General features: G+C 66.6%; 27 protein-coding genes. 9 read left to right on the top strand and 18 right to left on the bottom strand.

The window, feature by feature from the left end; translation table 11 throughout:
- From TBU01S_RS17460 to TBU01S_RS17440, 5 genes are all read right to left on the bottom strand, one after another.
- Nucleotides 1-1,008 (bottom strand): XrtA/PEP-CTERM system-associated ATPase (locus TBU01S_RS17460; protein WP_068638461.1); only part of this gene is annotated, 1,008 nt, incomplete at its 3' end.
- Nucleotides 1,009-1,019: 11 nt separating this feature from the next.
- Nucleotides 1,020-2,504, bottom strand: coding sequence for a TIGR03016 family PEP-CTERM system-associated outer membrane protein (locus TBU01S_RS17455; protein ID WP_245650965.1), 1,485 nt, complete (start codon nucleotides 2,502-2,504; stop codon nucleotides 1,020-1,022).
- 7 nt (nucleotides 2,505-2,511) lie between these two features.
- Nucleotides 2,512-3,450, bottom strand: coding sequence for an XrtA-associated tyrosine autokinase (locus TBU01S_RS17450; RefSeq protein WP_068638457.1), 939 nt, complete (start codon nucleotides 3,448-3,450; stop codon nucleotides 2,512-2,514).
- A 14-nt stretch (nucleotides 3,451-3,464) separates the two neighbouring features.
- On the bottom strand, nucleotides 3,465-5,012 hold the full coding sequence (locus TBU01S_RS17445) for an XrtA system polysaccharide chain length determinant (protein ID WP_068638455.1): 1,548 nt from the start codon (nucleotides 5,010-5,012) through the stop codon (nucleotides 3,465-3,467).
- Between the two features lie 79 nt (nucleotides 5,013-5,091).
- Entirely contained in the window at nucleotides 5,092-5,670 is a 579-nt protein-coding gene (locus tag TBU01S_RS17440) for an XrtA/PEP-CTERM system exopolysaccharide export protein (RefSeq protein ID WP_245650966.1), read from the bottom strand.
- Nucleotides 5,671-5,960: 290 nt separating this feature from the next.
- Between TBU01S_RS17440 and TBU01S_RS17435 the strand changes: the two genes are divergently transcribed.
- Complete coding sequence (locus TBU01S_RS17435; RefSeq protein WP_068638454.1) at nucleotides 5,961-6,782, top strand: N-acyl amino acid synthase FeeM domain-containing protein; 822 nt, start codon at nucleotides 5,961-5,963, stop codon at nucleotides 6,780-6,782.
- Here TBU01S_RS17435 and TBU01S_RS17430 read toward each other — a convergent pair.
- Nucleotides 6,755-8,080, bottom strand: a complete 1,326-nt coding sequence (locus TBU01S_RS17430; RefSeq protein WP_068638452.1) for a DUF1302 family protein — start codon at nucleotides 8,078-8,080, stop codon at nucleotides 6,755-6,757. The two genes, TBU01S_RS17435 and TBU01S_RS17430, sit on opposite strands and share 28 nt — an antisense overlap.
- 8 nt (nucleotides 8,081-8,088) lie before the next feature.
- Entirely contained in the window at nucleotides 8,089-8,838 is a 750-nt protein-coding gene (locus TBU01S_RS17425) for an ABC transporter ATP-binding protein (RefSeq protein WP_068638450.1), read from the bottom strand.
- A gap of 45 nt (nucleotides 8,839-8,883) precedes the next feature.
- Here TBU01S_RS17425 and TBU01S_RS17420 point away from each other — a divergent pair, with 45 nt between their 5' ends.
- Nucleotides 8,884-9,699, top strand: a complete 816-nt coding sequence (locus tag TBU01S_RS17420; RefSeq protein ID WP_245650964.1) for an outer membrane lipoprotein-sorting protein — start codon at nucleotides 8,884-8,886, stop codon at nucleotides 9,697-9,699.
- A gap of 67 nt (nucleotides 9,700-9,766) precedes the next feature.
- Nucleotides 9,767-11,176, top strand: a complete 1,410-nt coding sequence (locus TBU01S_RS17415) for an MBL fold metallo-hydrolase (protein WP_068638446.1) — start codon at nucleotides 9,767-9,769, stop codon at nucleotides 11,174-11,176.
- A gap of 3 nt (nucleotides 11,177-11,179) precedes the next feature.
- Here the strand turns inward: TBU01S_RS17415 and TBU01S_RS17410 are convergent, their stop codons facing one another.
- The 3 genes from TBU01S_RS17410 to TBU01S_RS17400 are packed head-to-tail and all read right to left on the bottom strand — an operon-like array spanning nucleotide 11,180 to nucleotide 14,500.
- Complete coding sequence (locus TBU01S_RS17410) at nucleotides 11,180-12,586, bottom strand: sigma-54-dependent transcriptional regulator (protein ID WP_068638444.1); 1,407 nt, start codon at nucleotides 12,584-12,586, stop codon at nucleotides 11,180-11,182.
- Complete coding sequence (locus TBU01S_RS17405; protein WP_068638467.1) at nucleotides 12,583-14,151, bottom strand: sensor histidine kinase; 1,569 nt, start codon at nucleotides 14,149-14,151, stop codon at nucleotides 12,583-12,585. Before TBU01S_RS17405 ends, TBU01S_RS17410 begins: the two co-directional genes overlap by 4 nt.
- A gap of 1 nt (nucleotide 14,152) precedes the next feature.
- Nucleotides 14,153-14,500, bottom strand: a complete 348-nt coding sequence (locus TBU01S_RS17400; RefSeq protein WP_245650963.1) for a PP0621 family protein — start codon at nucleotides 14,498-14,500, stop codon at nucleotides 14,153-14,155.
- A 113-nt stretch (nucleotides 14,501-14,613) separates the two neighbouring features.
- On the opposite strand from TBU01S_RS17400, the gene TBU01S_RS17395 reads away from it, so the two are divergent.
- The 3 genes from TBU01S_RS17395 to TBU01S_RS17385 are packed head-to-tail and all read left to right on the top strand — an operon-like array spanning nucleotide 14,614 to nucleotide 17,561.
- A complete protein-coding gene (locus tag TBU01S_RS17395) occupies nucleotides 14,614-15,783 on the top strand; it encodes a pyridoxal phosphate-dependent aminotransferase (protein ID WP_068638442.1) in 1,170 nt (389 codons plus the stop codon).
- Nucleotides 15,784-15,807: 24 nt separating this feature from the next.
- Nucleotides 15,808-16,875 carry an S-methyl-5-thioribose-1-phosphate isomerase gene (mtnA, locus tag TBU01S_RS17390; RefSeq protein WP_068638440.1) on the top strand — a complete coding sequence of 356 codons (1,068 nt, stop codon included), beginning with the start codon at nucleotides 15,808-15,810 and terminating at the stop codon, nucleotides 16,873-16,875.
- A complete protein-coding gene (locus TBU01S_RS17385; RefSeq protein WP_068638438.1) occupies nucleotides 16,872-17,561 on the top strand; it encodes a class II aldolase/adducin family protein in 690 nt (229 codons plus the stop codon). Before mtnA ends, TBU01S_RS17385 begins: the two co-directional genes overlap by 4 nt.
- 131 nt (nucleotides 17,562-17,692) lie before the next feature.
- Here the strand turns inward: TBU01S_RS17385 and TBU01S_RS17380 are convergent, their stop codons facing one another.
- Together TBU01S_RS17380 and TBU01S_RS17375 are read right to left on the bottom strand one after the other, a co-directional pair.
- The gene (locus TBU01S_RS17380; RefSeq protein WP_068638436.1) at nucleotides 17,693-18,553 is read right to left on the bottom strand and encodes an NAD(P)-dependent oxidoreductase; all 861 of its coding nucleotides are present in this window, start codon (nucleotides 18,551-18,553) and stop codon (nucleotides 17,693-17,695) included.
- Between the two features lie 10 nt (nucleotides 18,554-18,563).
- Nucleotides 18,564-19,445, bottom strand: a complete 882-nt coding sequence (locus tag TBU01S_RS17375) for an NAD(P)-dependent oxidoreductase (RefSeq protein WP_068638434.1) — start codon at nucleotides 19,443-19,445, stop codon at nucleotides 18,564-18,566.
- Between the two features lie 78 nt (nucleotides 19,446-19,523).
- Between TBU01S_RS17375 and ybiB the strand changes: the two genes are divergently transcribed.
- Complete coding sequence (gene ybiB, locus TBU01S_RS17370) at nucleotides 19,524-20,447, top strand: DNA-binding protein YbiB (RefSeq protein WP_068638433.1); 924 nt, start codon at nucleotides 19,524-19,526, stop codon at nucleotides 20,445-20,447.
- Between the two features lie 75 nt (nucleotides 20,448-20,522).
- Here ybiB and TBU01S_RS17365 read toward each other — a convergent pair whose 3' ends face one another.
- The gene (locus TBU01S_RS17365) at nucleotides 20,523-21,398 is read right to left on the bottom strand and encodes a pirin family protein (RefSeq protein ID WP_068638431.1); all 876 of its coding nucleotides are present in this window, start codon (nucleotides 21,396-21,398) and stop codon (nucleotides 20,523-20,525) included.
- A gap of 122 nt (nucleotides 21,399-21,520) precedes the next feature.
- Nucleotides 21,521-22,120 (bottom strand): FMN-dependent NADH-azoreductase, encoded by a 600-nt coding sequence (locus TBU01S_RS17360; RefSeq protein ID WP_068638429.1) that lies wholly within the window; start codon nucleotides 22,118-22,120, stop codon nucleotides 21,521-21,523.
- A gap of 171 nt (nucleotides 22,121-22,291) precedes the next feature.
- Here TBU01S_RS17360 and TBU01S_RS17355 point away from each other — a divergent pair, with 171 nt between their 5' ends.
- Both TBU01S_RS17355 and TBU01S_RS17350 read left to right on the top strand, forming a co-directional pair.
- A complete protein-coding gene (locus TBU01S_RS17355; protein WP_068638427.1) occupies nucleotides 22,292-23,188 on the top strand; it encodes a LysR family transcriptional regulator in 897 nt (298 codons plus the stop codon).
- A 69-nt stretch (nucleotides 23,189-23,257) separates the two neighbouring features.
- Nucleotides 23,258-23,773, top strand: coding sequence for a disulfide bond formation protein B (locus TBU01S_RS17350; RefSeq protein ID WP_068638425.1), 516 nt, complete (start codon nucleotides 23,258-23,260; stop codon nucleotides 23,771-23,773).
- 36 nt (nucleotides 23,774-23,809) lie between these two features.
- Here the strand turns inward: TBU01S_RS17350 and TBU01S_RS17345 are convergent, their stop codons facing one another.
- From TBU01S_RS17345 to TBU01S_RS17330, 4 genes are all read right to left on the bottom strand, one after another.
- Nucleotides 23,810-24,124, bottom strand: a complete 315-nt coding sequence (locus TBU01S_RS17345; RefSeq protein ID WP_068638424.1) for a hypothetical protein — start codon at nucleotides 24,122-24,124, stop codon at nucleotides 23,810-23,812.
- Nucleotides 24,125-24,260: 136 nt separating this feature from the next.
- A complete protein-coding gene (locus TBU01S_RS17340) occupies nucleotides 24,261-24,632 on the bottom strand; it encodes a sirohydrochlorin chelatase (protein ID WP_068638422.1) in 372 nt (123 codons plus the stop codon).
- Complete coding sequence (locus tag TBU01S_RS17335; RefSeq protein ID WP_068638420.1) at nucleotides 24,629-25,504, bottom strand: tRNA threonylcarbamoyladenosine dehydratase; 876 nt, start codon at nucleotides 25,502-25,504, stop codon at nucleotides 24,629-24,631. The genes TBU01S_RS17340 and TBU01S_RS17335 overlap by 4 nt, the downstream gene beginning before the upstream one ends.
- Before the next feature lie 10 nt (nucleotides 25,505-25,514).
- On the bottom strand, nucleotides 25,515-26,480 hold the full coding sequence (locus tag TBU01S_RS17330; protein WP_068638418.1) for an MBL fold metallo-hydrolase: 966 nt from the start codon (nucleotides 26,478-26,480) through the stop codon (nucleotides 25,515-25,517).
- Between the last annotated feature and the right edge of the window lie 79 nt (nucleotides 26,481-26,559).

The raw sequence follows: 26,559 nt of genomic DNA, 5'->3' as shown, positions 1-26,559 counted from the left end.
AACTGATTTGAGTACGTTCAGAGTGGCGGACACCGAATGTTCCAGACTGGTCAGGCGCGCCTCGATGCGCTGGATATCGGTGTTGGCGGCCATCTCCGCGACCTGGTTCACGAGTTCGGGCGATACCTGCAGCCGCTCGAGCGCAAGGCCCTGGGGCAGTTGCACAGGCGTTGCGGCATCCGACGGGCGCGAGGCGGCGAACTCCTCTTTCAGTTCATCGATGGTTTCGCGCACGTCGGCCTCGCTGACCGTATGGCGGTCCGCCAGATAGGCACCGAGCAGCAGCCTGTCGCACAAGGTATTGATCTTGCGCGGAATGCCTCCCGTATAGCCGTAGATTGCGGTGTAGGCGCCGGACTCGAAGATGGGGTCGCCGCTCCAGCCGACATGGCGGAGGCGATGCTCGATATAGCCCGTGGTTTCCTGCGAATCGAGTGGCCCGAGGTGGTATGAGGCAATCACACGCTGGCGCAGTTGCTGCATCCGGCCGCTTTGCATGATTTCGCGGAACTCGGGCTGGCCGATCAGAAAACTCTGCAGCAGGGCGTGGTCTTCGAGCTGGAAGTTGGACAGCATGCGCAGCTCTTCCACCGCGGCCGGCGTCAGGTTCTGCGCTTCATCGACGATCAGCAGCGCACGCTTGCCGGCTGCAGCGACCGATACCAGAAAGGTCTCGAGCGCAAGCAGCAGCCCGGCCTTGTCCAGATTGCCGGCCGGCACGCCAAAAGCCGCTGCGACCATGCGCAGCATGTCGCTGGCATCGATCTGGGTGCTGACGAGGTTGGCCGCGACGACCTGCGCCGGGTCGAGCTGTTCGAGCAGGCTGCGCACGATGGTAGTCTTGCCCGCACCGATCTCGCCGGTGATGACGATGAAGCCTTCGCTCTGGTGCAGACCATATTCCAGGTAGGCCATCGCACGCTTGTGGCCGCGGCTGCCATAAAAGAAGGTCGGATCCGGGTTGAGCTGGAAAGGCTTGCCCTTGAGCTTGAAGAATGATTCGTACATCTGCGATCCGCTCAGAAACTCATTCCGAGAGTGGCTCTGATGGAGTTCTCGGTGTAGTCGTTCGTGCCTGTTGTCTTGCTGTGACGATAATTGAGGCCGGCCGTCGTATCCGGGCTGAGCTGGCGTGTGATGCCGATATTGAAGAGCAGGCGATCGACATCGCGATTGCTGCTCCCCTGGCCTTCGGTCTTGGAGCGGGTGATCGAGCCATTCAGGTTCGACGTGCCCGTCAAGCGGTGCAGCAACATGACCGACACCGAGCGCGTATCGGTGTAATCAAACTCGGCAAAATCGTCGGTAGCGAGGAAGCCTGCCAGAGTACTCAGGCGCTCGCGTTCGGCACGCCGAACGGAGAACGACAGGGTATTGCGCGCACCACTGAAAGACACGCCGGCAGCGATCGCACGTTGCAGGAAGTAAGCATTGGTACGGATGCCGACACCGCCCGCACGCTCATAAGCGGCGCGAGCCAGCCGCATGCGCTCGGCTTCGGGCAGGCTCGGATCGGTGAGGAGATAGAAAAGCTGGAACACCGGATCCAGCACTTCTCCCCCCGCCAATTCGTCGAGAGTGGACGAGATGTCGCGACTAGCCGAGAAATTCCACGTAGACCGGGCCATGCGGTGCTGGAGTTGAACGTCGTAGCCAGTACCGAAGATCCGATCCTCGGCAATGGCGGAAATGCTGGTGCGCTCGGTCGGATACCAGTCGAAACCCGCCCCCCAGATGGAGCCTTCTTCTCCCTCGACCAGATCATAGTCGTTGGACTCATAGCCACCGATCAGCCGCAGCCTGAATTGCGGATCGATATTGACGAACAAGGTGGCGCGACCGATTTCCTGGGTGACGTCCCGGCCTGAACCTTGTTCGAAGGTCGTGTCGGTGCGCGCCAGGTCGATACCCCAGCCGAAAAGGCGTAGGGCACTTGGATCGGATACCGCCAGTGTCCAGCGCTCCTGCCGAGTATCTGCCAGGGTCCCGCTGCCGCCCTGCAGCCAGCGGGATTCATAGCCCAGGCGCCCGATGCCCGCATCACCGAACCTGAACTGGTAGCGCGGTGCGATCGACCACATGCGCGTTTCGTCAGCCTTGTCGGCACTGAGCGAATCGCCGGCACCTCGACGGCTAAATGCCGAAGTATCGGTACGGCTGATCGAGCCCGCCAGCGCGATGAACACCGCATTCTCGATGGCCTCGAATTCACCGTTGCCGCGGAAGGCTAGATAAGTCTTGTTCTTGTCGGTTTCCTGGGCGTAAACCAGATTGCGCAGGCTGGCATTCAGGTAACCGCGAAAACGCCCTGATGCACGGGATATACCGATGCCTGGCGATATCTCGGCGATCCAGTCCTGCTGGGCATCGTCCGAGGTATCGACATTGTCCGTCCATGTCAGACGGGTATCCAGACGAGGAGTGATGGTCACCGTCTGCGCCGCCACTGGCGCCGCCATGAACATGGCGAGCGCAAGTATCGACAGCGCAGGCGTCGTCCGCATACGCATCTCAGGCCGCCTGCTCACGCGGTGCTTCGCCATATCCGTAACCATAGCCATAACCATAGATCGAACCAGCCCCTTGCCCCCGGGACTTGTTCAGCACCATCAGCTTGATGGGGCAGTTCTCGATGGTGGAAAGCGCCTGCTTGACCGTGGCATGCGTGGTACGTTCGGCTTCCACCACCACGACGATCTGCCCCATGTGCGTGGCCAGTACACGTGACTCGGTGGTTACCAGCAAAGGCGGCGAATCGAACACGATGATCCGGTCCGGATAGCGGCTCGCCATCTGCTCGAGCAGGCGCGTCATGGCATCGGATGCAAGCAGCTCGGTCGCACGCTGATGCGGCATGCCCGCGGGCAGAATCGAGAGCTTCTCGATGTTGGTGCGCATCAGGACTTCGCTGAGGTCGGTGACGTCCCCGGCCAGCACGTCCATCAGGCCCTTCTCCGGCGGCAGCCCGAGTTGCCTGAGCACCGAAGGGCGCGACACGTCCGCATCGACGAGCAGGACCGTGTAGTCGAGCTCCATCGCCATGCTGATGGCGAGGTTGACCGCATTGAAGGTCTTGCCCTCGCCCGGCAAGGCGCTGGTCACCATGATCAAGTTGCCGTCGTCGATCTTGGCCGCACCGGTTGCCGTGGCATTGCGCAACAAGGGGCGCTTGATGACCCGATACTCTTCGGCGATGCTGCTGCGAGGATGATCCGGCGTCACCAGACCGAGGGAATGCAAGCGCTGCAGGTCGATCTGCGCAACCCGCGACACGACGCGGCTGAATGCATGGCCAGCAGCTGCCTTGGGCACTTCGGACGACCGGATGGCAGCCGTTTCGGCTTCGGGCTTGTCGATCGCAGGGGGTTGGGCCAGCAACTCGCTTGCGGACTCGCCCGAGGCCTGCTTCAACTGGTCAAGGCGTTGTGCCGCTTTTTCGATAAGACTCATCGTGTCGTTTCCATTCAACCCTGGATCAAGTTCAGCACTGCGACGGCAATGGCAAAGCTCGTGGCATACGCGACGACCCCCCCTCCGAACGCCGCCAGCCCACGCCGCCGCTTGTTCCTGCGCTCAGTGGTCTGCAGCATCGATACCGCCCCCAGGACCGGAAGCCCGGTGATCTCGCGCAGGCTGCGTCCGTCGGCAAATGCGGGACGCAACTGGCTGACCAGGAAAGTCAGCGCAAACCCCGCAGCCAGGCCGGCCAGTGCCGCCAGCGGCAGCAGCAGGACGCGGTTCGGCGCCGATGGCTTGGTGGGCAGCGTGGGTGGATCGATCACGCGGAAATCGGCGACCCCGCCCTGGGCATCCATCTCGACCGACATCGTGGCCGACTCACGCCGTGCCACGAGACTGTCGTAATTGGTCTTATGCACGGCGTAGTCGCGGTTGAGCTGTGCCAGTTCGGCCTCGATCTCGGGCACGCGCTTGGCAAGCTCGCGCAACTGATCCAGGCGGGCCTGGTACTCCCCGACGCGCGCGCGCATCGAGGCGACGCGGGATTCGGATTCGGCCAGGGCCAGCTTCATCTGCTGGAAAACCGGATTGGAGTTCAGCGCCCCGAACTGGGAGCCGCCGCCAAGTGCGCGCATCTCCTCGATCTGCTTGCGCTTCTGCCCTTCGAGCTCTTCGATGACGCGGCGTGCTCCGATCACATCGGGATGCTGTTCGGTGTAGCGCTGCAGCAGATCATCGAGATTGCGCTGCAGCGCATCGATACGACCATCGATCTCCGGAATCGAGACTGCAGAGCTGGGCGGCGTCTGCGGCAGCAGGACAGGCTCCTCACCCACCAGTTGGCGCTGCATCGCATCACGTGCATTTTCCGCCTCGCGCAATTCGAGCTGGGCCTGCTGAAGCTGCCCAGTGATCATGGCGATTTGCGTGACGTAATCCCTGGCACCATCGCCGAGCAACGTCATATTGCGCAGACGGAACTCCTTGACGCGATTTTCCGCCTCGACCAGTTTCTGCTCGTAGTTGCGAATCTGCTCTTCGATGAAGCGACGCGCGGCATCTGAATCCTGGCGCTTGCCACCCAGCCCTGACTCGACGAACAGTGAAACCAGGGACTGAACGACGCGCTGGGCACGTTCCGGCCGCGTATCCGAATAGGCGAGCATGAAGAGGTTGGTGCTGGCCGCCGAGCGAATCTGCAGATCCTTCATGAGCCTGCCGATCAGCGCCTCGCGCTGCTCGGGCGTACGCACGTCGAGATCCAGATCCGCCATCGTGATCAGCTTCTCGACGTTGGGCCGGCTGATCAATGTCCGGCTCAGCATGGCAATCTGCTGGTCGATGTTGGGCTGGACGGCAAGCCCGGACATCAGTGGCCTCAGCACCGACTGCGTATCGACGTGGATACGTGCTGTCGACTCGTACCTGTCGGGCATGAAATAAACAATGGCACCCGCGGCGACCCCCACGACCCATGCGAATGCCAGCCCCCACCAGCGAAAGCGCCACATACCGCGCAGGTAGCCGACGATTTGAGTTACGAGTTCTTCCATCAGACTTCTTCATCGACACGAAATCCGCCACCGAGCGCAGGCGCGCCGAGCGGACTCCGGAGGTTGGCGGACTGGCGAATCAGAACCAGCTTTGCGGGATGATCAGGACGTCGCCCGGACGCATCTCGACGTTTGCCGAGACATCGCCGCGCTTGACCAGGTCACGGATGCGGACGCTGTACTGCTTGTTGCCCTCGGCGGTACGCAGGATGGTCGCGTTGTTGCCATCGGCAAACTCCGTCATGCCGCCGACGGCGATCATGACGTCGAGAAGCGTCATCTTCTGGTTATAAGGCAGGATCTTGGGCTCGGCCGCTTCGCCGATCACCCGGATCTGCTCGCTGTAGGGGCCGACGAAACCGGTGACGATCACGGTCACCACCGGATCGCGAATGAACTTGGCGAGCTCCTGTTCGATGTCTCGTGCCAGCGTGGAGGCATCCTTGCCCATTGCAGGCAGATCCTCGACCAGCGGCGTGGTGATCTTGCCATCAGGCCGCACAGGAACCGACATCGACAGCTCGGGGTTGCGCCAGACGACGATGTTGACGTTGTCGCCCGGCCCGATCACGTAGTTGTACTCCGAGTCGGCAGCGGCAGCCGGCGCCGGCGGATACGAACTTGCGCAGGCGGAAAGCAGCGCCCCTGCAGCCAGCATGAACACAGCGCGCCACACCCAGGCGAGCACACTCGAAGACTTCCGGATCATGTTCTAGTTCCTCCCAGGATTCATAGCCCGCTATGATACGACGACAAGCCTCAGCAAAATGCTACAAAGCTGTGTAATATGTTCCGAGGAACAAATGCACACAATCCCTTACACTGCTGTGTGCGTCTGCTGGCTAGAGTGCCGGGGTTTTCGAAGAAGCAAGTCGACACCGAACATGCGCCAACCTAGGACAAGGGCGTAATCGAACGAACGAACGAACGCGAAGGATCGCACTACCCATGGACGCTTCCTCTCAGCGCCGCGCCGTTGACCTGGCGACCCGCTCACATCATGCACTCGCCCTCTTTCCCGGCACCACCCTGAATCCGGCACCGGCCTGGAAATCACAGCACCCAGCAGACTCCTTTCGCCTGAACCCCGATTTCAGGCTGATCCGGGATGGCTACGAACTCCGCATCGCCAACGGCACGGAGGCACTCAAGCGCAACACGGCTCGGCTCATCGAGCGAATGTACTCCTCACGCGGCCTTTTCCCCTACGGCCAGGGTGAAAGCCTGGACGAGCGGGACATCACGGTCGCAGCCTGCAAGGGCGATCACGCCGTCGCCACTTTGACTTTATGCCTTGACGCAGGCAGAGGTCTCCTAGCAGACACACTTTATCGCGCCGAAATCGACGCGGCACGCAAAAACGGCGGCCAAGTGTGCGAAATCACACGCTTGGCGATGGATCCCGAGCACAGTTCGCATGAAGCCCTGGCAGGCATGATGCAGATCCTGTACATCATCGCCCGCTTGACCTACCGCGTCACCGACGTGTTCATCGAGGTCCATCCGCGCCATGCCGGCTTTTATCGGCGCCTGCTGGGTTATCAGATGGTCGGCCCGGAGAAGATCTGCCCGCGAGTCGGCGCCCCTGCAGTGCTGATGCATCTCTGCCAGCAACGGCTGGATCATCTGATCGACACGCATGCCGGCCGCTCCGATGACGATTCGCGCAGCTTCTACCGGATGTTCCAGAGGCGCGCCGAACTCGAAGCACTTCAGCGCGCGCTGGTGACATCCAGCCCGATTCAGAACCAGCGCCGGACTTCCATATAAACGCGGTCCCGCTCGTCGAAGCGGCCGAACATACCCTGCTGGGGTCCGTGGAAGATGTCCATGCCCGCAGTGGCGCGCCATTCAGGCGCGAATTTCCAGCTCAGCTTGGGACGCAGCATGTAATCGCTGCGATTGAGGCTGGCTGCGGCAAGAAGCTCGAGTTCGACGGTGCTGCCGATTTCGCGCACGACCTGGAAAGTCACGCCGCGCTCCTCGCGATCGAGTTCCATCCGCTCGTCGTGCCTGTCGAGCCAGCGGGCAAAGTATTGCAGATTGAAGCGCCACACATCCCGGTACGGAACATCCACACCGAAGGCGTAGTCGAGCATGTCGGTCTTCTCCAGACCGATCCTCCCATCCTCCAGGAAGGTGTTGAGGCTGCGGCCGCTGGTATGCACGGCTTCGCCCTTGAGGACGAAGCTGCCCATGTCCTTGCTGAACGTGCCGCCGATCTGGCGAATCCGCTCATGCGTCAGTTCGAGCCCCGTCGTGGCGGGGTTCAGGCCCAGCGTGGGCGTGATGTCGCTGCTGCGATAGTAGAACGCGCTCATGTCCCAGCCGCCGATCAGCCTTGAGATCCGCAGGCCCCAATTGCTGTTCGAAAGGCTGTCCGAGGGCTCCCGTTCCTTCACCCGGGTACCGGCAGGCAGACGTGGATACATGTAGAAATCCGAACCCGGCTTGCCGATGTCGTCGTAGCTCGGACTCGGAATCCAGATCATCTCGAAATGCGTCTCCCCGCCGAAGTACTCCGCCCTCGCAGCCCATTGGGCGATGCGCATGGCCTCGAGCTCGGGCAGCAGGAAATCACGCATGTCGCGGGCGGACACCACGTCGGCAAAGAAGAAGCCGACCATCTCACCCCAGATGATGTGCTGGCGGCCGAGCCGGAACTCCCAGTCGCCCGCGCCGAAATCGACCCAGGCTTCACGCAGGATGGCATCGCGGCGCTGATCCCTGCGGACGGCGGACGGATAGTAGTCATCCTCGAGATCGAAAGCACCGTCAGCATCGGCCCGTGCGGACAGCTTCCAGCGCGCCCGCTCCCCCAGCCTGCCGCTGGCGGCCAGCTCGAGCCGGGCGCGCAGCCGCGACCAGCGCTCGTCGTCGGCATAGGTATAGGCAGCACCCAGTTCGCCGTAGCCCGATAAACGGATGCCGGAGCCGCTTTCGCTGGCGGCCCCGAGATCCAGCAAGGCATCGAGTTCGGCATCCTCCACCGCCTGCTCGGCGGCGAATCCGGACAGGGCGAAGGAGGCACAGGCGAGCGCCAGCGCGGCGCGTCGAATCACAGACATGAATACTCCTAGACTTCAGGCTCGACTTCGCCCTTGGGGCGCTGATCCTGGACGAACATCCACTGGTCGTCCGATCGCATGCCCAGCGCGGTGATTTCACCGTCCGCGATGCGCACCAGGCGGTCCGCCATGTTCATGACCTTTCGATCGTGGGTGGAAAAGACGAAGGTGGTGCCCGATTCGCGATTGATCCGCTGCATCAGCTTCAGGATGCTCGTCCCCGTCTTGCTGTCGAGGTTGGCGGTCGGCTCGTCGGCCAGCACGATCTTGGAATGCGTCGCCAGCGCGCGCGCGATCGCCACGCGCTGGCGCTGCCCGCCCGACAGCTGGTTGGGGCGGTGCGAGGCGTACTTGCTCAGGCCGACGACCTCGAGATAATGCTTCACCCGCTCCTGCCGCTCGGCCTTCGACAGCTCCTTGAGCTGCAGCAAGGGGTATTCGACGTTTTCCGCCGCCGACAGCACCGGCAGCAGATTGAAGGTCTGGAAGATGAAGCCGATGGTCCGCGCCCGCACGTCGGCAAGCTGGTCCGGCGTCCTTCCCGATACGTCGTGGCCGTCGATGATGACGCGCCCCGAAGTCGGCGTATCGATGCAACCGATGATGTTCAGCAGTGTAGACTTGCCGCTGCCGGACGGACCGGCGATGGCCAGAAAGACGCCGGGCTCGATCGCGAGCGACACATTGGTCAGCGCCTTCACGTCCTGATCACCCAGACGATAGTGTTTGCTGACGTTTTCGACCCGAACAATAGCCATCTGGATGGTGACGAATTGATGAAAACCGCCAAGAGGATAGCATCCATGAGCCAAGCGATGAATCATGAACGCCGACTGCGCCGCAGCATGCTCGGCCTGCTGGCCGGCGCCGTGCTGCTGCCTGCCTGGATGCAGGCGCATGCCCAGGATCCGGACGCACGATCGGCGGCGGCCCCCGCGGCGACGCCCGAAGCCATCGAAATGGTCAAGCATGCCGACGAAATCCGCTTCCCGCGCGAAAGCTTCCAGACCGAAATCACCATCCGCAACCTGAGCGACGGTCAGCAGACGGATCAGCGCAAGTTCCGCATCCTGTCGCGCGGCAACGAAAACACCATCGTGTTGACCACCGAGCCTGCCTCCGAGCGCGGCCAGGCGCTGCTGATGCGGGGCCGCGATCTGTGGATCTTCATGCCCAGCGTCTCCCAGCCCGTGCGCCTGTCGCTGGCTCAGCGCCTCACCGGCCAGGTGGCCAACGGCGACCTGGCCCGTGCCAACTTCGCCGGCGACTACACGCCCAGCATCATCGGCGAGGAAACGCTGGACGGGCAGCCGGCGATCGTGCTCGACCTCGTCGCGGTGGATCGCAGCGTCACCTATTCGAGGGTCAAATACTGGATCGCCGAGCAGGACAAGCGCCCGCTGAAGGCCGAGTTCTATGCGCTCTCCGGACGCCTGCTGAAGACTGCCCTCTACGAGGACTTCAAGGAGCTGGCCGGCCGCCTGCGCCCCACCCGCCTGGTGATGGAAGACGCCCTCAAGCGCGGTGAAGTCTCCATCCTCACCTACGAAACGATGAACGTCCGCGACCTGCCCGAGCGCATGTTCACACGCGAATACCTGCGCCGCCTCGAACAATGACGCCGGCGAGGCGCCGAGGGGGCCATCCCGGTGGCAAGCCGGGATTCATGACAGATGGAATCGCCGCATGAACCCCCGCATCCTCCATCACGGCGCACGGCACGGTGTCACCGGGTCCTGCCACCAGCTCTTCATCGACGGCGACCAGAGCGTCCTGATCGACTGCGGCCTCTTCCAGGGCGCGGAAACCTCTCCCGACGGCAGTGCCGGCGCAGACCGGCTCGACATTCCCTTTCCGGTGTCGAACATCGGCGCACTGGTCCTGACGCACGTCCATATCGACCACTGCGGCCGCCTGCCGTGGTTGCTGGCCGCCGGCTTCCGCGGACCGATCTTCTGCAGCGAACCCTCTGCGCGCCTGCTGCCGACCGTTCTTGCCGACGCCTTCCAGGTCGGCGTGACCCGCGACAGGGCACTGGTCGAGCGCTACCTGCAGATGGTCGAGGCGCGCATCCGCCCCCTGCCCTACCGCCAATGGCACACGCTCTACCGCGGTGCGGACACCACCTGCAGGGTCCGGCTGCAGCGTGCCGGCCACATCCTGGGTTCGGCCTACGTCGAATTCGACCTCTCCGGCAAAGCCTGGCCGCAACGGCGCCGGGTGCTGTTCTCGGGCGATCTCGGCGCGCCCCATGCGCCACTGCTGCCCGCGCCGCGCCCACCCTGGCAGGCGGATCTCGTCGTGCTCGAAAGCACGTACGGCGACCGCATCCACGAGGACAGGCGGCATCGCCGCGAACGCCTGTGCCGCGTGGTCGAACGCGCCCTGGAAGATGGCGGCACGGTGATCATCCCGGCCTTCAGCATCGGCCGCACCCAGGAACTGCTGTACGAGTTCGAGGACATCCTGCACCGCCAGCGCCGCAAGCCCGGGCGCCATGCCGCACGCTGGGAAGCGCTGAAGATCCATCTCGACTCGCCACTGGCCAGCCGTTTCACCCAGCTCTATCGCGAACTCCAGCCTTTCTGGGACGCCGAGGCGAAAGCGCGGCTACGCGCCGGGCGCCAGCCGCTGAGCTACGCACAGCTGGTGGCGATCGACGGCCACGACGCCCATCTCGCCAACGTCCAGCGCCTCGCCCGCAGCGGCGAACCTGCCGTTGTCATCGCCGCCAGCGGCATGTGCGCGGGCGGACGGGTGATGAACTACCTCAAGGCCATGCTCGGCGACGCCCGCCACAACGTCGTCTTCGTCGGCTACCAGGCGCGCGGCACGCCGGGCCACGCCATCCAGGCTTTCGGCCCGCGCGGCGGCTACGTCGATATCGACGGCCAGCGCATCGGCATCCGTGCCGGCATCGACACGCTGTCGGGCTACTCGGCGCATGCCGACCGGGACGATCTGACCCGCTTCATCACCCGCATGCGCCATCTCCCGGCCGAAGTGCGGCTGGTGCATGGCGAAGACGAAGTCCGCGCCGCCTTCGCCGCGCACCTCATCCACGCGACCGACGGCAAGGTCCGTGTACGGGCCTGAACATCACTCCATGCCCCACTTCTGCAGCCGGTAGCGCAACTGGCGCAGCGTCATGCCGAGCTTGCGCGCCGCCGCGCTGCGGTTCCAGCGTGTCTGCTCCAGCGCCTGCAGCACGCGCAGACGCTCGATCTCGCCATCAGCCTCGGGATCGTAGCCACCGACGTCAGCCATGCCCGGCTCCACTGCTGCACCAGGCCCGGACATCGCTGCAGGTACGGCCGCCACCGGCGACGCAAACTCTACCTGCAACAGGTCGATGTCCTCGACACCGATCTCGTCCCCTTCACACAAGGCGCAGGCGCGTTCGAGCAGGTTCTCCAGCTCACGCACGTTGCCCGGGAAGGAATGGCGCTGCAGCGCCGCCTGCGCCGCAGGCGACAGGCGGCGCGGTGTCGTACCCTCGCGCTCGGCGACGCGGGCGAGGATGTGTTCGGCCAGCGCGGGAATGTCCTCGCTGCGCTCGCGCAGCGGCGGAACACGCAGCGTGATCACGTTGATGCGGAAGAACAGATCCTGGCGAAAGCGGCCTTCGGCCACCAGCCGCGCCAGATCCTGGTGGGAAGCCGACAGGATGCGCACATCCACCGCCTCCTCGGCATGCGCACCAACCGGGCGCACGGCCCGCTCCTGCAGCGCGCGCAACAGCTTGACCTGCATCGACAGCGGCAGCTCGCCGATCTCGTCGAGAAACAGGGTGCCGCCGCGAGCAGCCTGGAACAGGCCTTCCTTGTCGCTGGCCGCGCCGGTGAAGCTGCCCTTGCGATGGCCGAAGAACTCGCTTTCCATCAGCTCGGGTGAGATCGCACCACAATTGACCGGCACGAACGGCCCGTTGGCGCGCGCACCGAGCGCGTGGATCAGGCGGGCGATGACTTCCTTGCCGGTACCCGACTCGCCGTGGATGAACACCGGCGCCTGGTTGCGCGCCAGCTTCTCGGCCTGGCTGCGCAGTTGCTGGAAAGCCGGCGAAGCGCCGATCAGCCTGCGTCCATCCGGCGTATCCGCCCCGGCGCCCGGTTCGAGCTTGAGCGCATGGCTGACGAGTTCGCGCAGCACCTTGAGCGCGATCGGCTTGGTGACGAAATCGAAGGCGCCGAGCTTGAGCGCGCGGATCGCGGTGTCGATGCTGCCGAACGCCGTGATCACCGCCACCGGCAGGCCGGGCAGATGCTGCTGGATGTACTCGACCAGCTCGAAGCCTTCGCCATCGGGCAGGCGCATATCGGTCAGGCACAGGCGGTAGCGCCGCTGCTCCAGGCAGGCACGCGCCTCGGCCACCGAACCGGCCGTGTCGCAGCCCAGCCCCATGCGCAGCAGCGACAGCTCCAGCAGTTCGCGGATGTCGTCCTCGTCATCGACGACGAGGACGTCGACGGATGCAGGACGGTGGCGGCGTTCGTGGATGCTCATGGTTTCTGGCGCCCTTCAAGGACGAAATCCGCACCCGGGCCGTTCGCCGCAAGTTCGAGGGTGGCGTCGTTGGCCTCGGCCAGCTCGCGTGCGATGTACAGCCCCAGGCCGGTGCCCTTGGCATGGGTCGTGAAGAAAGGTTCGAACAGATGCAGGCGCGTAGCCTCGTCGAGCCCGGGGCCATCGTCGCGCACATGCAGCGCAACGCGCTCGCCCGCCAAGGCCATCGCATGCAGGCGTACGGCCGCAGGCTTGCCCGAGCAGTAGCGCCGCGCATTCGCCAGCAGGTTGTCGAGGATCTGGTGCAGATGTGCCCGGTCGATGGCGAAACTGAGCGAGGGCTCGATCTCGATCGCATACAGATCGCGCTCGGCGGGATCGCTGAACGCCCGCGCCTCGATCACTTCGGCGGCGAACTGCGCCAGCGGCAGCGCTTCGGGCAGCGCCTGCTCGCGCCGGCCGAGCGCCAGCACGTCGCGGATCATGCGCTCGATGCGATGCGCGTTGTCGTTGATGATGCGCACCAGCCGCCCCTGCATCTCGCCGCGCTTCTCGTCGCGCAGCAACTCGGCCGCCTGGGTCACGGCCGACAGCGGGTTGCGGATCTCGTGCGCCATGCTGGCAGTCAGGCGCCCCAGCGCCGCCAGCTTGGTCTGCTGCAGCCCGCGCTGGATATCCTCGAAATCGGTCAGGTAGATCAGGAAGCCGCTCCCTTCGGCGCCCTGCTGCTCGCCATACACCACGCGGCAGCGCATCAGGCGTCCGCCCGGGCCGATGCGCAGCAGGCGGCCATCCGGATGGCGTCCGCACATCAGTTCGTCGAACACCGGATCGACGTCCAGCAGCTGCAGCCCTTCGAGCGAGCCCGCAGCGGACGCAGTCATGCCGAGCAGCACGGCCGCCTGCGGGTTCGACTGCAGCACGCGACCCTTTGCGTCGGCGACGATCACGCCATCCTGCATGTCGCGGATGATGCGTTCGTTGACCGCCTGCTGCTTGGCCAGCGCCTCGCCGCGCTCCGCCGCGAGCGAGGCATTGGCCTGCGCCCGCGAGGCGAGCAGACGGGCGATCAAGGCAATGCCGAAGAAACCGGTGCAGAAGATGCCGACCTTGAGGAAATCGACCGGCTGGTCCCCGACTGCCAGGCGCCATGCGTTCTCGATCAGCACCGCGATGGTCGCCAGCGCAGCGAAGAACAGCACCATGCGCCCTTCCGCCACCAGGCCGACGCCGGCCAGCATCACCATCATCAGCACCGGCAGGCCGCTGCCGTAGCCGCCGCTCGCCCACATCATCAGCGACAGCGCTGCGACGTCGATCACGGCCTGCAGCGCGATCGCGTGCGATTCGCCCAGATAGCCGGCCACTTCGCGGAAACCGAGCACCAGGGCGCTCGCCACGTAACCGTACGCAACGACGCGAAACACCGCCGGCATCTCGCTTCCCAACCCCAGCTCCTCGCCCGCGACGACGAACAGCCCCGCCAGCACCAGCCGGAACAGGTTGAGAAAATGCAGCGAGACGAGGCGCGAACGCTCGATGGCGATCGACGCAGCCGCGCTCATTTCACTCCCGCGGCCCGGCGAGCCGATGCGCATCGGAGCAGTAGAAGCGGCCGTGCTCGCGCACGCCTTCGGACTCGGGCACGTTGAGGCCGCAATGCGCGCACTCCAGCACGCGCTCGGCCGCGGCATCCGCCTGGCCATTCCTGCTCTTGGCCGGCTTTTTCCCGATCCGCGCCATCGCCCGCCGAATCCACCAGATGCCGGCAATGACGAGAACGAGGATCAGCAGATTGCGCACGGTAGGCAGGGCGAAAAAGGCATCGCCGGACAGGATGAAGACGCGCCGGATTCTAGCACGCCGCTCCTCGCCACCCTGCGGCGACGGCTTGCCGCCCTGGCGCTCCGGCATGGCCTGCCGGCAAGGCTCGTCGCCATGCCGGCCGTTGCAGTCTGCCGCCGCTGTGCTGCCATCCCCGTGCGCTCTTTGCGACAATGGCGGCTCCATCCGCTCTCCTGCCCACCATGCCGCACTTTCCCGCTCCGCTCGGTTCGCGCCTGCCCGCCGTCGGCACCACGATCTTCACCATCATGTCGCGCCTGGCGCAGGAATGCCGGGCGATCAACCTGTCGCAGGGCTTCCCTGACTTCAACGCCGAAGACGTCCTGTTCAAGCGCGTCGCGCACTGGATGCGTGCCGGCCACAACCAGTATCCGCCGATGGCCGGCTGCCTGCCGCTGCGCGAAGCCGTCGCCGCCAAGATCGAAACGCTGTACGGCACGCGCTACGACGTCGAGGCGGAGATCACCGTCACCGCCGGCGCCACCCAGGCATTGTTTACCGCCGTGGCGGCCTGCGTGCATCCCGGCGACGAAGTGATCGTGTTCGAGCCGGTCTATGACTCCTACGTGCCGTCGATCGAACTGGCCGGCGGCAAGGTCGTGCGGCTGCGGCTGGCCGCACCCGACTACCGTCCGGACTGGACGGCGGTGGCGGCGGCGATCACGCCGCGCACCCGCATGATCATGATCAACACGCCGCACAACCCGACCGCGACCGTCTGGCAGCGCACCGACCTCGACCGCCTTGCCGAGCTGGTTCGCGGCACCGGCATCATCATCGTCGCCGACGAAGTCTACGAACACATCGTTTTCGACGGCGTCGCCCACGCCAGCTGCGCCGCCCACGCCGAACTCGCCGAGCGCAGCTTCGTGGTCTCGAGCTTCGGCAAGACCTACCACATCACCGGCTGGAAAGTCGGCTACGTGGTGGCGCCGCGCGAACTGATGGCGGAATTCCGCAAGGTGCATCAGTTCAACGTCTTCACGGTGAATACACCGGTGCAGCTCGCACTTGCCGACTACATGGCCGACGCTTCGCGCCACGCCGGCCTGGCCGCCTTCTACCAGGCCAAGCGCGACTTCTTCCGCAGTGCGCTGGCCGGCTCGCGCTTCGAGCTGCTGCCCTCGCGCGGCACCTACTTCCAGCTCGCCCGCTACGACGCGATCTCCGACCTGGGCGACACCGCCTTCTGCGAATACCTGACCCGCGAAGTCGGCGTCGCCGCAATCCCGGTGTCCGCCTTCTTCGCCGACGGCCACGACGACAAGGTGGTGCGCTTCTGCTTCGCCAAGAACGAAGCGACGCTGGCCGCCGCCTGCGAAAAGCTCGACGCCGCCTTCGGCACAGCCTGACTCCGGCGCAAACGGGATCCCAGAATGTTCGAACAGCCCATTCCCACGCTGCGCCGCGACGGCGACGCGGCCCTCATCCTCGACCAGACGGCGCTGCCCTTTCGCAGCGAGACCCTGCGCCTCGCCACGCTGGCCGACGCCACCCGCGCCATCCGCGACATGCAGGTGCGCGGCGCGCCGCTGATCGGCGCCACCGCCGCCCACGGCGTCGCCCTCGCGCTGTTGCACGACAGCAGCGACCCGGCGCTCGAGCATGCCCTGCAGGCGCTGGCCGCCACCCGGCCGACTGCGGTCAACCTGCACTGGGCGCTGGCGCGCATGGCGACGCTGCTGCGGCCGCTACCCGCCGCCGACCGCCTGGCCGCTGCCTGGGCCGAAGCCGAAGCGATCCGCGCCGACGACGCCGCGACCTGCGACGCCATCGGCCGCCACGGCCTGACACTCATCGAAACGATCGCCGCCCGCCGCCCCGGCCCGGTGCGGCTGATGACCCATTGCAACGCCGGCTGGCTCGCGACCTGCGGCGCCGGCACCGCGCTGGCGCCAGTCTATGCCGCGCAGGCCGCAGGCATTGCCGTGGAAGTCTTCGTCAGCGAAACCCGGCCGCGCAACCAGGGTCTGCTGACTGCCTGGGAACTGGCTGCCGCCGGTGTGCCGCACACGCTGATCGCCGACAACGCCGCCGGCCTGCTGCTGATGCGCGGCGAAGTCGACCTGGTGATCACCGGCGCCGACCGCATCGCCGCCAACGGCGACACCGCCAACAAGGTCGGCACCTGGCTGAAGGCGCTCGCCGCACGGGCAAGCGGCGTGCCCTTCTACATCGCCGCGCCGCATTCGACGCTGGATTTCGGCTGCGCGGACGGGCCGTCCATTCCGATCGAAGACCGTGGCGCGGCAGAGCTCTGCGTGCTGCGCGGCATCGACGCCAGCGGCGGCCTCGCCGAACTGCGCCAGGCAGCGCCCGGCACCCGTGCCGCAAACCCCGCATTCGACATCACGCCGGCATCGCTGATCACTGCGATCATCACCGAGCGCGGCATCGCCGTACCCGGTCGACTCGCCGGCCTCTACCCCGAGGCAGCACGATGAGTGCCGCAGCTGCCGCGCAGCCGACCCCGCCGGACGCCGATGCCAGCCCGGAACTGCGCGCCGCCCTGCTCGACACCATGCGCGCGATGGGCGCCGCACGCCTGAACGTCGGCACCGCGGGCAATGCCAGCATGCGCCTGCCGTCGCCGGCCTGCATGCTGATCACGCCGAGCGGGCTGCCTGCCGAACACGGCCGGCCGGAAGACATGGCCGTCGTCGGCACCGACGGCAACTGGCGCGGCCTGTTCGCGCCTTCGTCCGAATGGCAGCTGCACCGCGACATCTACGCCGCCTTTCCCGATGCCGGCGCGATCCTGCACGCCCATGCGCCCTTTGCCACCGCGCTCGCCTGCCAGCGCATCGACATCCCGCCTTTCCACTACATGATCGCGCGCTTCGGCGGCAGCACCGTGCGCTGCGCGCGCTACGCCACCTTCGGCACCCAGGCGCTGTCGGATGCCGCCATCGCCGCCCTGCACGGGCGCAACGCCTGCCTGCTGGCGAACCACGGCATGGTGGTGTTCGGCCGCGACCTGCAGCACGCGCTGGCACTGGCAATCGAGTTCGAAACCCTGTGCGAGCAGTACTGGCGCACGCTGCAGCTCGGCCCGCCGGTGCTGCTGTCCACCGAGGAAATGGCGGAAGTCATCGAGCGCTTCCGCTGGTACGGCAAGCCGCAGGCTTAGCTTCGATACCGTTCCGTTCAAGCAGGCGTATCTTTCACCGTAGGAGCGGCTTCAGCCGCGAACAAGCGCCTTTCGCGGCTGAAGCCGCTCCTACATCAAGAGGGAAATCTCCCAAGCGAAGAGCATTGGGCTCAGCTTTCGAGCACCCGCAGCAGGCTGGCGGTGTCGTCCTGCCCCCAGCCTGCTTTCATCAGCGCATTGAGCTGCTGCCAGACCTGAGCGGCCACCGGCAGCGGCGCGCCGAGCCGGGCCGCCTCGTCCATCAGCAGGGCGAAATCCTTGTGGTGCAGCCGTGCCTCGACGCCCGCGGCGAAGTCGCGCTCGACCATCTTCGCTCCCATCACCTCCAGCACGCGCGACGCCGCCGACCCGCCCATCAGCGCGCTGCGCACCGCCGCCGCGTCCACGCCGTGCGCATTGGCCAGGCTGACGGCCTCGGCGCAGGCCTGGATGGCGGAGACCATGATCATCTGGTTGCAGGCCTTGGCCACCTGGCCGGCTCCCGGCGGGCCGATGTGCACGATGCGCTTGCCCATCGCCTCGAGCAGCGGCCGCACGCGCGCCAGCACGGCCTCGTCGGCGCCGGCCATGATCGCCAGTGTCGCCTCGCGCGCGCCCTGGCCGCCGCCGGACACCGGTGCATCGACGAAGCCGATGCCGCGCGCGGCGTAGCGCTCGGCCAGCGAACGCGCCATCGCCGGCGCGATCGTGCTCATGTCGACGTGGACGGCGCCGGGCGCGAAGCCGGCGGCCAGGCCCTGCTCGCCGAAAGCCAGCGCATCCACGTCCGCGCTGGCGGTGACGATGGTGATCACCGCTTCGCTGCGCGCCGCCAGTTCGGCAGGCGTGGCGCACACCGGCACGCCTTCGGCTGCCAGTGCTGCCGCCGACTCCGGCCGGCGCGCCCACACCGCCAGATCATGCCCCGCCGTACGCAGATGGCGCGCCATCGGCTCACCCATCACCCCCAGTCCGACGAAACCGACTTTCATGTCCGCCCCCTCACTTGCCGCTGCCGCCGCTCATGCCTTCGAGCAGCTTCAGCATCGCCACCGAGTCGTCTTCGCCCAGGCCGCTGCCGACCATGGCGTTGAACATCTGCGCCGTCGCCGCCGACGACGGCAGCGCCAGGCCGAGGCGGTGCGCCTCTTCCATGACGATGCGCATGTCCTTCTGGTGCATCCAGGCCTTGAAGCCCGGCTTGAAGTTGCGCTCGAGCATGCGCTGGCCGTGATTCTCGAGCACGCGCGAATAGGCGAAGCCGCCGAGCAGCGCCTCGCGCACCCTGGCGGCGTCGACGCCGCTCTTGTTGGCGAAGTTCAGCGCCTCGGCCACCGCCGCCACGCCGACGCCGGTCAGGATCTGGTTGCAGGCCTTGGCGACCTGGCCCGCGCCGCTGTCACCGATGCGGGTGACGGACTTGCCCATGGCCTGGAACAGCGGCAGCGCGCGTTCGAACGCCGCCGCGTCGCCGCCGGCCATGATCGTCAGCGTCGCAGCGATGGCGCCGACTTCGCCGCCGGACACCGGCGCATCGATCATGCTCACGCCGCGCTCGGCCAGGCGCGCCGCGATCGACTGCGCCGCCGCCGGCGCGATCGTGCTCATGTCGATGTGGATGTGGCCGGCAGAAGCGCCGTCGGCCACGCCATCGGCGCCGAGCGTGACCTGCTCGACATCGGGAGCATCGGCGACGATGCTGATCGTGATCTCCGCACGGCGGGCGACTTCGGCCGCACTGGCGGCGTCATTCGCGCCGGCGTCGAGCAGCGGCTGCATCGATTCGCGCCTTCTGCTCCAGACATGCACCGTGTGGCCGGCCTTGATCAGGTTCAATGCCATGGGCCGGCCCATGAGGCCGAGTCCGATGAATCCGACTTCCATTCCGTATTCGCTCCGTATTCGGGGTTGGGGCACAGGGCGGGCTGGTGAGCGGTTGCAAACATGCCCATAATCGCCGCCATGAACTACGGCCCAATCATCAAGGAAATCGGACGAGGCGCCAAGGGCGCGCGTTCACTCGACACTGCCACGGCGGCAAGCCTGTTCGGCGACATCCTCGACGGCAAGGTAGCGGACATCGAGCTCGGCGCCATCCTGATCGCCTTCCGCATCAAGAGCGAATCGCTCGAGGAACTGATCGGCTTCAAGCAGGCGATGGATGCGCGGACGGTGCAGCTGACGGTGCCCGACGGCCCGCGCTGCGTGGTGCTGCCCACCTACAACGGCGCCCGCCGCCAGTCCAACCTGATGCCGCTGGTGGCGATGCTGCTGGCGCGCGAAGGCGTGCCGGTGCTGATCCAGGGCCGGCACGATTTCGACACCCGGGTGAGCCCTTTCGAACTGCTCGCCGCCCTCGGCCTGCAGCCCGCCGCCGGTGCCGAAGATGCATCGCGGCAATTGGCGGCCGATCGCCTGGCCTGTATCGGCGCCGACAGGCTGCTGCCCGGCCTCGAGCCGCTGCTGGCGCTGCGCACGCGCATGGGCGTGCGTGCCAGCGGCCACATCGTCGCCAAGCTGCTCGACCCCTGCCGAGGCCGCAGCGTGCGGGTGGTCGCCGTCACCCATCCCGAATATCTCGAGCGCATGGACGCTTTTCTTCGCGCCGATACCAGCCCGAGCGGCCGCGCCATGCTGCTGCGCGGCACCGAAGGCGAAATCCACGCCAACCCGCGGCGCTGCCCGGAAATGAAGGTCTACCGGGACGGCATCGCGTCGATCGGCGTGGCGGGCGAGGAAGGCGGTGCGCCGCCGCTCGGCACTTTGCCGGATGCGCCGTCGGTGGCGGACAACGCGGCGCAGATCCGCGCCATGCTGGCCGGCGAAATGCCGATTCCCGCGCCGATCAGCGCCCAGGTGGCGGCGCTGAAGGCGCTCGCCGGCTGAGGCCTGGCAGCCCGCATCGCTCCTCCCCTTCTCCCTCGGCGGGAAAGCGCATTGCCGGCCCGGACACAGCCGGCTTCAGGCGCCGGCCAGCGTGCCGGCACGGTAATCGGCCAGCGCCTGGTAGATCTCCTGCTCGCTGTTCATGACGAACGGCCCGTACTGCGCGATCGGTTCGCCCAACGGACGGCCGGCAATCAGTAACGCACGCGTTCCCAGGCCGGCCGCCTCGATGACGACACCGTCGCTGCCCGCGTCATTGGCCAGGATGGCCATGCGCCCGGCGGGCACCGCCGTGCCGGCGACTGCCAGTTCCCCGCGATAGACATACAGGAAAGCGTTGTGCCCTTCGGGCAGTGCCTGGCTGAAGGGCGCACCGGCCGGCAGTTGCAGGTCGAGATACAATGGCGCAGTCGCCTCGCGCGTCACCGCGCCAGCCACACCATGGCTTTCGCCCGCGATCACCGTCACCCGCACACCGGCATCGGTGTTGAAGCACGGCAGTTCGCCACCGCTGAAATCGCGATACCAGGGCGTGCAAAGCTTGTCTCGCGCCGGCAGGTTCAGCCACAGCTGAAAACCTTCCATCCGGCCTTCCTGCTGCTGCGGAATCTCGGAATGGATCACGCCGCGGCCTGCCGTCATCCATTGCACGCCGCCGTTTTCCAGCAGACCCTCATGGCCGGCGCTGTCGCGATGCCGCATGCGGCCGGCGATCATGTAGGTGATGGTCTCGAAGCCGCGGTGCGGATGATCGGGAAAACCGGCGATGTAGTCGTCGGCCTCGTCGCTGCCGAAGGCATCCAGCATCAGGAAGGGGTCGAGCCGGCGCTGCAGCGGCTGGGTCAGTACGCGGGTGAGCTTGACGCCGGCACCGTCGGATGTGGCCTGGCCGACGACCAGGCGCTCGACGCTGCGCGGACGGAGAACGGTTTCGGCGGCACGGATGGTCATGGCGGTACTCCTGCAGAAAGGCACGCGGAATGTGGAGCGGGTGAAGACAGGGCGAAACAGGACGAAATGGCACGAAACGAGGCGAAGCTGACCGGCGGGCATGCTCGCCGGTCAGCAGGCGCTCAGCCCAGCACGGCGTCCATGTCGGCTTCGGCCTGGGCAAAACCCTGCTGCGCGGCTTCTTCGCCCATGTTCAGGCCTTCGGCATAGACGAAGCGGACGTCGGTGAGGCCGACGAAACCGAGCACGGTCTGCAGGTACGGCGTCTGCGTGTCGGCCGGCGTACCGCGGTAGCGGCCGCCGCGGGCGAAGGCGACGAACACCTTCTTGCCCTTCAGCAGCCCTTCTGGGCCGTTCTCGGTGTAGCGGAAGGTCACACCGGCGCGGGCAATGGCGTCGATCCAGTTCTTGAGCTGGGACGGAATGCCGAAGTTGTACATCGGCACGCCAAGCACGATGACGTCGGCGGCCTGCACTTCGGCGATCAGCGCATCGCTTGCGGCGACGCGGGCAGCCTGCTCCGGCGTGCGCTGCTCGACCGGGGAAAACAGCGCGCCGAGCGCAGCTTCGTCGATGATCGGCGCGGGATCGCGCGCCAGGTCGCGCAACACGACACGGGCCTGGGGGCCGGCCGCCAGCAGGCGGGCGACGATGCCGTTGGCGACGCGGGTGGAGTTCGCGCCTTCGCTGCGGGCGCTGCCGTTGATCTGCAGAATGTTCATAGTATGTTCTCCGTGGGGTCGGGATGTGGCTGGCTTCTGTCCGGAATCCGTCCAAGGCGATGCCGGGACCATGGTGTTCGAGGTCGCAGCCTTGTTCGAAGACGACGATCGGAGTTTAATCATGTCTCCGATCTTCATTAATCCCTTGAAACGAACAACATTGTCCTTTTCATGGAACAGTACAACCCCAACGATCTGCTGATCTTTGCCCGCGTGGCCGAAAGCGGCAGCTTCACCGCCGCAGCCGACCGGCTGGGCCTGCCCAAGTCCACGGTTTCGCGCCGCATCTCGCAACTGGAAGAGCAGTTGGGCGAGCGGCTGATGCTGCGCACTACGCGGCGGCTGACGCTGACCGAGTTCGGCACGGCGCTGCTGGAGCATGCGCGGCAGATGGTCGACGAGATCGAGGCGGTGAAGGCATTGGCCGAAAGCCGCCGGGCCAGGCCCAGCGGCCGCCTGCGGGTGTCGATGCCGAGCGATTTCGCCAACCTGCTGCTGGTCGACATGCTGTCGGCCTTCACCGCGATGCATCCGGCGGTGTCGCTGGAGCTGGATCTGTCGCCGCGCCGGGTGGACCTGCTGGGCGAGAGCTTCGACGTCGCCATCCGCATGGGCGAACTGCCCGACGATGCCCTCCTCGCCGCACGCCGCCTGGCGGTCTTTCCCAGCGGGCTGTATGCCTCGCCCGGCTATCTCGCCGAGCACGGCGAACCCGGGCATCCCGAGGCGCTGAACACGCACCGCGCGCTGCGTCTGCTGACGCGCAGCGGCGAAGCACTCGGCTGGACACTGATGCGGGACGATGCCCGCTGGCAGGGCACGCCGCCCGGCAGCATCACGGCCAATTCACCCGAGTTGCTGATCCGCTTTGCCCGCGCCGGCGCCGGCATCGCCGCAGTACCCGATTATTTCGCTGCACCCTATGTGCGCCAGGGTGAGCTCCGCCGCGTGATGGCGGACTGGTGCCTGCCTGCCAACACCGCCTGGGCGGTGTTTCCCGGCCGCCGGCTGATGCCGGCCAAGACGCGGGCCTTCCTCGACATGCTGCAGGCGGCGCTGGGAACCTGAAGCCGTCCGCCGCACTCCGAGGGAACATCCCCTATACAATGGGCGCCCGCCCAGCAACACCAGATCGAGATGTCCCTGTTCCAGATCCTGCTGCGCCTGCCGGCGCGCACGCTTTACCTCGCCCTGTTCGCCACCGCCATCGGCCTGCTCGGCTTCGGCCTCTACCTGCAGCATGTGAAAGGCCTCGAACCCTGCCCGATGTGCGTGATGCAGCGCTACGTCTTCCTCGCCGTGGCCTTGATCGCCCTGGTCGGCGGCCTCCATGGGCCAGCCCGCACGGGTAGCCGGATCTATGCCGCGCTGATCGGCCTGGGGGCACTGGTCGGCGGCGGCATCGCCGCACGCCAGACCTGGATGCAGCTCAATCCCCCCGCGATTCCCGAATGCGGCCCGGGGCTGGAGTTCATGCTGGAGAGCTTCCCGCTCGGCGAAGCGTTGCCGATGATCTTCCGCGGTGCGGGCGACTGCGCAGCGGTGGATTGGACTTTCCTCGGCCTGTCGATCGCCAACTGGTCGCTGCTGAGCTTTGCGGCGACGGCGGTGTTCGCGCTGTGGATGCTGCTGCGCCGGGAAGGCCCGCGCTGAGCCAGGCCCGCCGGGCAGCCCGGCGGCCATTGCGCGTCAGTCGACCACGCGCATCATGCGGCCGCCGATCTCGTAGCGGCCGTCACCCAGCGCATTGCAGCGCGTGACTTCGAGCTTGCCGACCAGCGGCGGGCGATCGGATACGGGCGAACCCTGAGGCCCGAGCACCGCGACGTCGAGGACTTCGTTCTGCTCCGGCACGTAGGCAGCATGCAGGGTCATGCCGCCGACGCCGATCTCGATGCACACCGCCTCGATACGCTGACCGCTGCGCAGGGCGATGAAAGCCGGGCAGCCGAGCGGCAGGCGCCGGTCGAGGCGCCGGTTCTGATGGGGCGGAATGTCCTTCATGTCGATAGATGTCCAAGGCTGACGGTGCGGATCGCCCGATTCTAGCCCTGCGGCTGCGCCAGGCAGCGCCGGCACCCATGCCGGACGTGTATCAGGTCACACTCCGGTGACGGTCCCGACCCGCGCCGGCACGCCTTCAGGCCGCGCAGCTGCGGGCGTATTCGGCCATCGCCGCGATCACGCCTTCGGCTTCGCCCGCAGCGACGGCGAGCGTGATCTCGCACTCCGGGTGTGCGGCGCGTGCCGCATCGAGCAGCACGGGAAGGTCGCGCTTCAGATGCCCGTTCTGGGCCAGGAAGACCGGCACGATGGCAATGCGCCGCATCCCGGCTCCGGCCAGCGCAGCGATGGCGTCGGCCAGGGTCGGCTGCATGAACTCGAGAAAGGCCAGCTCCACGCGCGGCGCGCCGGGCTGGGCCAGCATGTGCTCGCGGATCCGCTTCATCGGCCCGGCCCATCCGGGATCGCGCGCGCCGTGGCCGAACAGGATCACCGCCACGTCGCTCATGCCCCGGCTCCGATCATGGCTTCGGCCCGTTCCGCTGCACCCGCCGCACGTGTCCGGCCGGCGCTCAGCAGGTGAAGCAGCGCGCGCGAAGCACAGAACAGTCCGACGCTGGCGGTCATCGCCATGCTCGAACCGTAGCCGGCGCAGGCCAGGCCCTGCGGCCCGCGGCTCTGCCCCCCCTCTGCCTCGCAGGCCGGCGCGGGCGGATGGCGCAGTGCTTCGGTGGAAAACACCGCCTCGATGCCGAACTTCTTTTTCGGGTCGCGCGGAAAGCCGTGCTCCTTGCGCAGGCGGGCACGCACCTTGGACAGCAGCGGATCCTGCAGCGTACGGGCCAGATCGTCGATGCCGATCTGCGCCGGATCGAGCTTGCCGCCCGCGCCACCCGCCATCACCAGCGGCATCTGCCGCGTCCGGCAGAGCGCGGCGATCGCCACCTTGGCCCGCACGTTGTCGATGGCGTCGATGACGACGTCGAAACCCTGCAGCAGGCTTGCGGCATTTTCCGGCGTGAGGAAATCCTCGACCGTGTCGACCCGGCATTGCGGACTGAAGGCGGCGATGCGATCCGCCATCGCCTGCACTTTCGCCTGCCCGAGCGTGGCATCGAGCGCATGGGCCTGGCGGTTGATGTTGGACTCGGCGACGTGGTCGAGGTCGATCAGCGTCAACCTGCCCACGCCGCTGCGCGCCAGCGCCTCGACGGCCCAGGAGCCGACACCGCCGATGCCGATCACGCAGGCATGGGCGGCCGCCAGCGCATCCGCGGCCCCCCTGCCGTAAAGGCGGTCGATGCCGCCGAAGCGGCGGGCGCGGTCCACGTCCTCCACCCCCTCGTCGGCCCCGCCGCCATCCACCCGGCTCGCGTCCATCGTCCTTCCGTCAGGCCGGCTGCGGCTCGGCCACGCGCTGGCTGTCGAGCCAGATGCCCAGGCCTTGCGCGTTGAGCTCGAGGTCCATGCGCAGCAGTTCCAGCGTCTGCTCCTCGTCCAGCGCCCAGCCCTGGCGCCCAGCTTCCTCGCGGATGACCTGCTCCAGACCGGCGAGGATCTCGACGTGGCGCGCCACCTCGTCGCCCCGCGCCGCCCGAGCCACCGCGACCATGGCGTCGATCAGGCGGTGGAGGTCGGCGCCGAGCCGCGGCACGTCGGTCACGCGGCCGTAGTGGGTCAGGTACATCGCCTGCGGCTGCATGGACAGCATGCGGTCGATCGACTCGTGCATCGCCTCCGGGTCGAACTGCGTCGGCGTGGTGGTCGGCAGCACGAAGACCCGGCCATCGACGTCGAGTTCGCGGTAGGACAGGCCGAAGGTGTCGCCGGTGAAGAAGGCATGCGCGCTGTCGTCCCAGATGCAAATATGGTGGCGGGCATGCCCCGGCGTGTCGAACACGCGGAACAAGCGCTTGCCCATGCGCAGCTCCAGCCCGTCGGTCGCCGGCACGATGCGCTCGGGCGGAACCGGCACCAGCCGGCCATAGAGCTGGTAGGCGCGCTCGGCGCCATAGACGGCGGCAGTGCCTTCCCACAGCTTCGAGGGGTCGATCATGTGGCGCAGGCCGCGCGGATGCACCAGCAGGCGGGCCTTGGGCAATGCGCACATCAGGCTGCCCGCCCCGCCCGCATGGTCCAGATGGATGTGGGTCAGCATCACCCATTCCACGTTGCCGGGCTCGATGCCGAGCATCGCCAGCGCGCTCAGCACGCGGGGCACGGAATCATTGCTGCCGGTATCGACGATCGCGGCACGCCCCTCGTCGACCACGATGTGAATCGCCGCCAATTGCGGCCGGCCGTAGCCGGACTCCAGCGCATGGATGCCATCCGGATAGCTGATGAGCTCGTTCATGGAAGTCCCCTCCTCTCGTTGCTTCTTCGGGTCGAACGCCCGATCTCATGTTAGCGGTGATCCGCAGCCGCAACCCGGA

It is taken from the genome of Thauera butanivorans NBRC 103042 (genome assembly GCF_001591165.1).
Classification (GTDB): Bacteria; Pseudomonadota; Gammaproteobacteria; order Burkholderiales; family Rhodocyclaceae; genus Thauera; species Thauera butanivorans.
Note: the sequence above shows the minus strand (reverse complement) of the source record. Positions and strands in the feature narration are given on the sequence as shown.

Excerpts from the sequence above, each read along its gene's own strand:
- TBU01S_RS17335 (WP_068638420.1), bottom strand. The coding sequence starts at position 25,504 with ATGGACGCGAGCCGGGTGGATGGCGGCGGGGCCGACGAGGGGGTGGAG.
- TBU01S_RS17350 (WP_068638425.1), top strand. The coding sequence starts at position 23,258 with ATGTCCCTGTTCCAGATCCTGCTGCGCCTGCCGGCGCGCACGCTTTAC.
- TBU01S_RS17395 (WP_068638442.1), top strand. The coding sequence starts at position 14,614 with ATGCCGCACTTTCCCGCTCCGCTCGGTTCGCGCCTGCCCGCCGTCGGC.
- TBU01S_RS17360 (WP_068638429.1), bottom strand. The coding sequence starts at position 22,120 with ATGAACATTCTGCAGATCAACGGCAGCGCCCGCAGCGAAGGCGCGAAC.
- TBU01S_RS17400 (WP_245650963.1), bottom strand. The coding sequence starts at position 14,500 with ATGCCGGAGCGCCAGGGCGGCAAGCCGTCGCCGCAGGGTGGCGAGGAG.
- TBU01S_RS17440 (WP_245650966.1), bottom strand. The coding sequence starts at position 5,670 with ATGCTGGCTGCAGGGGCGCTGCTTTCCGCCTGCGCAAGTTCGTATCCG.
- TBU01S_RS17345 (WP_068638424.1), bottom strand. The coding sequence starts at position 24,124 with ATGAAGGACATTCCGCCCCATCAGAACCGGCGCCTCGACCGGCGCCTG.
- TBU01S_RS17455 (WP_245650965.1), bottom strand. The coding sequence starts at position 2,504 with ATGCGGACGACGCCTGCGCTGTCGATACTTGCGCTCGCCATGTTCATG.
- TBU01S_RS17450 (WP_068638457.1), bottom strand. The coding sequence starts at position 3,450 with ATGAGTCTTATCGAAAAAGCGGCACAACGCCTTGACCAGTTGAAGCAG.
- TBU01S_RS17445 (WP_068638455.1), bottom strand. The coding sequence starts at position 5,012 with ATGGAAGAACTCGTAACTCAAATCGTCGGCTACCTGCGCGGTATGTGG.
- TBU01S_RS17380 (WP_068638436.1), bottom strand. The coding sequence starts at position 18,553 with ATGAAAGTCGGTTTCGTCGGACTGGGGGTGATGGGTGAGCCGATGGCG.
- mtnA (WP_068638440.1), top strand. The coding sequence starts at position 15,808 with ATGTTCGAACAGCCCATTCCCACGCTGCGCCGCGACGGCGACGCGGCC.
- TBU01S_RS17430 (WP_068638452.1), bottom strand. The coding sequence starts at position 8,080 with ATGTCTGTGATTCGACGCGCCGCGCTGGCGCTCGCCTGTGCCTCCTTC.
- TBU01S_RS17425 (WP_068638450.1), bottom strand. The coding sequence starts at position 8,838 with ATGGCTATTGTTCGGGTCGAAAACGTCAGCAAACACTATCGTCTGGGT.
- ybiB (WP_068638433.1), top strand. The coding sequence starts at position 19,524 with ATGAACTACGGCCCAATCATCAAGGAAATCGGACGAGGCGCCAAGGGC.
- TBU01S_RS17420 (WP_245650964.1), top strand. The coding sequence starts at position 8,884 with ATGAGCCAAGCGATGAATCATGAACGCCGACTGCGCCGCAGCATGCTC.
- TBU01S_RS17410 (WP_068638444.1), bottom strand. The coding sequence starts at position 12,586 with ATGAGCATCCACGAACGCCGCCACCGTCCTGCATCCGTCGACGTCCTC.
- TBU01S_RS17405 (WP_068638467.1), bottom strand. The coding sequence starts at position 14,151 with ATGAGCGCGGCTGCGTCGATCGCCATCGAGCGTTCGCGCCTCGTCTCG.
- TBU01S_RS17415 (WP_068638446.1), top strand. The coding sequence starts at position 9,767 with ATGAACCCCCGCATCCTCCATCACGGCGCACGGCACGGTGTCACCGGG.
- TBU01S_RS17355 (WP_068638427.1), top strand. The coding sequence starts at position 22,292 with ATGGAACAGTACAACCCCAACGATCTGCTGATCTTTGCCCGCGTGGCC.
- TBU01S_RS17385 (WP_068638438.1), top strand. The coding sequence starts at position 16,872 with ATGAGTGCCGCAGCTGCCGCGCAGCCGACCCCGCCGGACGCCGATGCC.
- TBU01S_RS17435 (WP_068638454.1), top strand. The coding sequence starts at position 5,961 with ATGGACGCTTCCTCTCAGCGCCGCGCCGTTGACCTGGCGACCCGCTCA.
- TBU01S_RS17365 (WP_068638431.1), bottom strand. The coding sequence starts at position 21,398 with ATGACCATCCGTGCCGCCGAAACCGTTCTCCGTCCGCGCAGCGTCGAG.
- TBU01S_RS17340 (WP_068638422.1), bottom strand. The coding sequence starts at position 24,632 with ATGAGCGACGTGGCGGTGATCCTGTTCGGCCACGGCGCGCGCGATCCC.
- TBU01S_RS17330 (WP_068638418.1), bottom strand. The coding sequence starts at position 26,480 with ATGAACGAGCTCATCAGCTATCCGGATGGCATCCATGCGCTGGAGTCC.
- TBU01S_RS17375 (WP_068638434.1), bottom strand. The coding sequence starts at position 19,445 with ATGGAAGTCGGATTCATCGGACTCGGCCTCATGGGCCGGCCCATGGCA.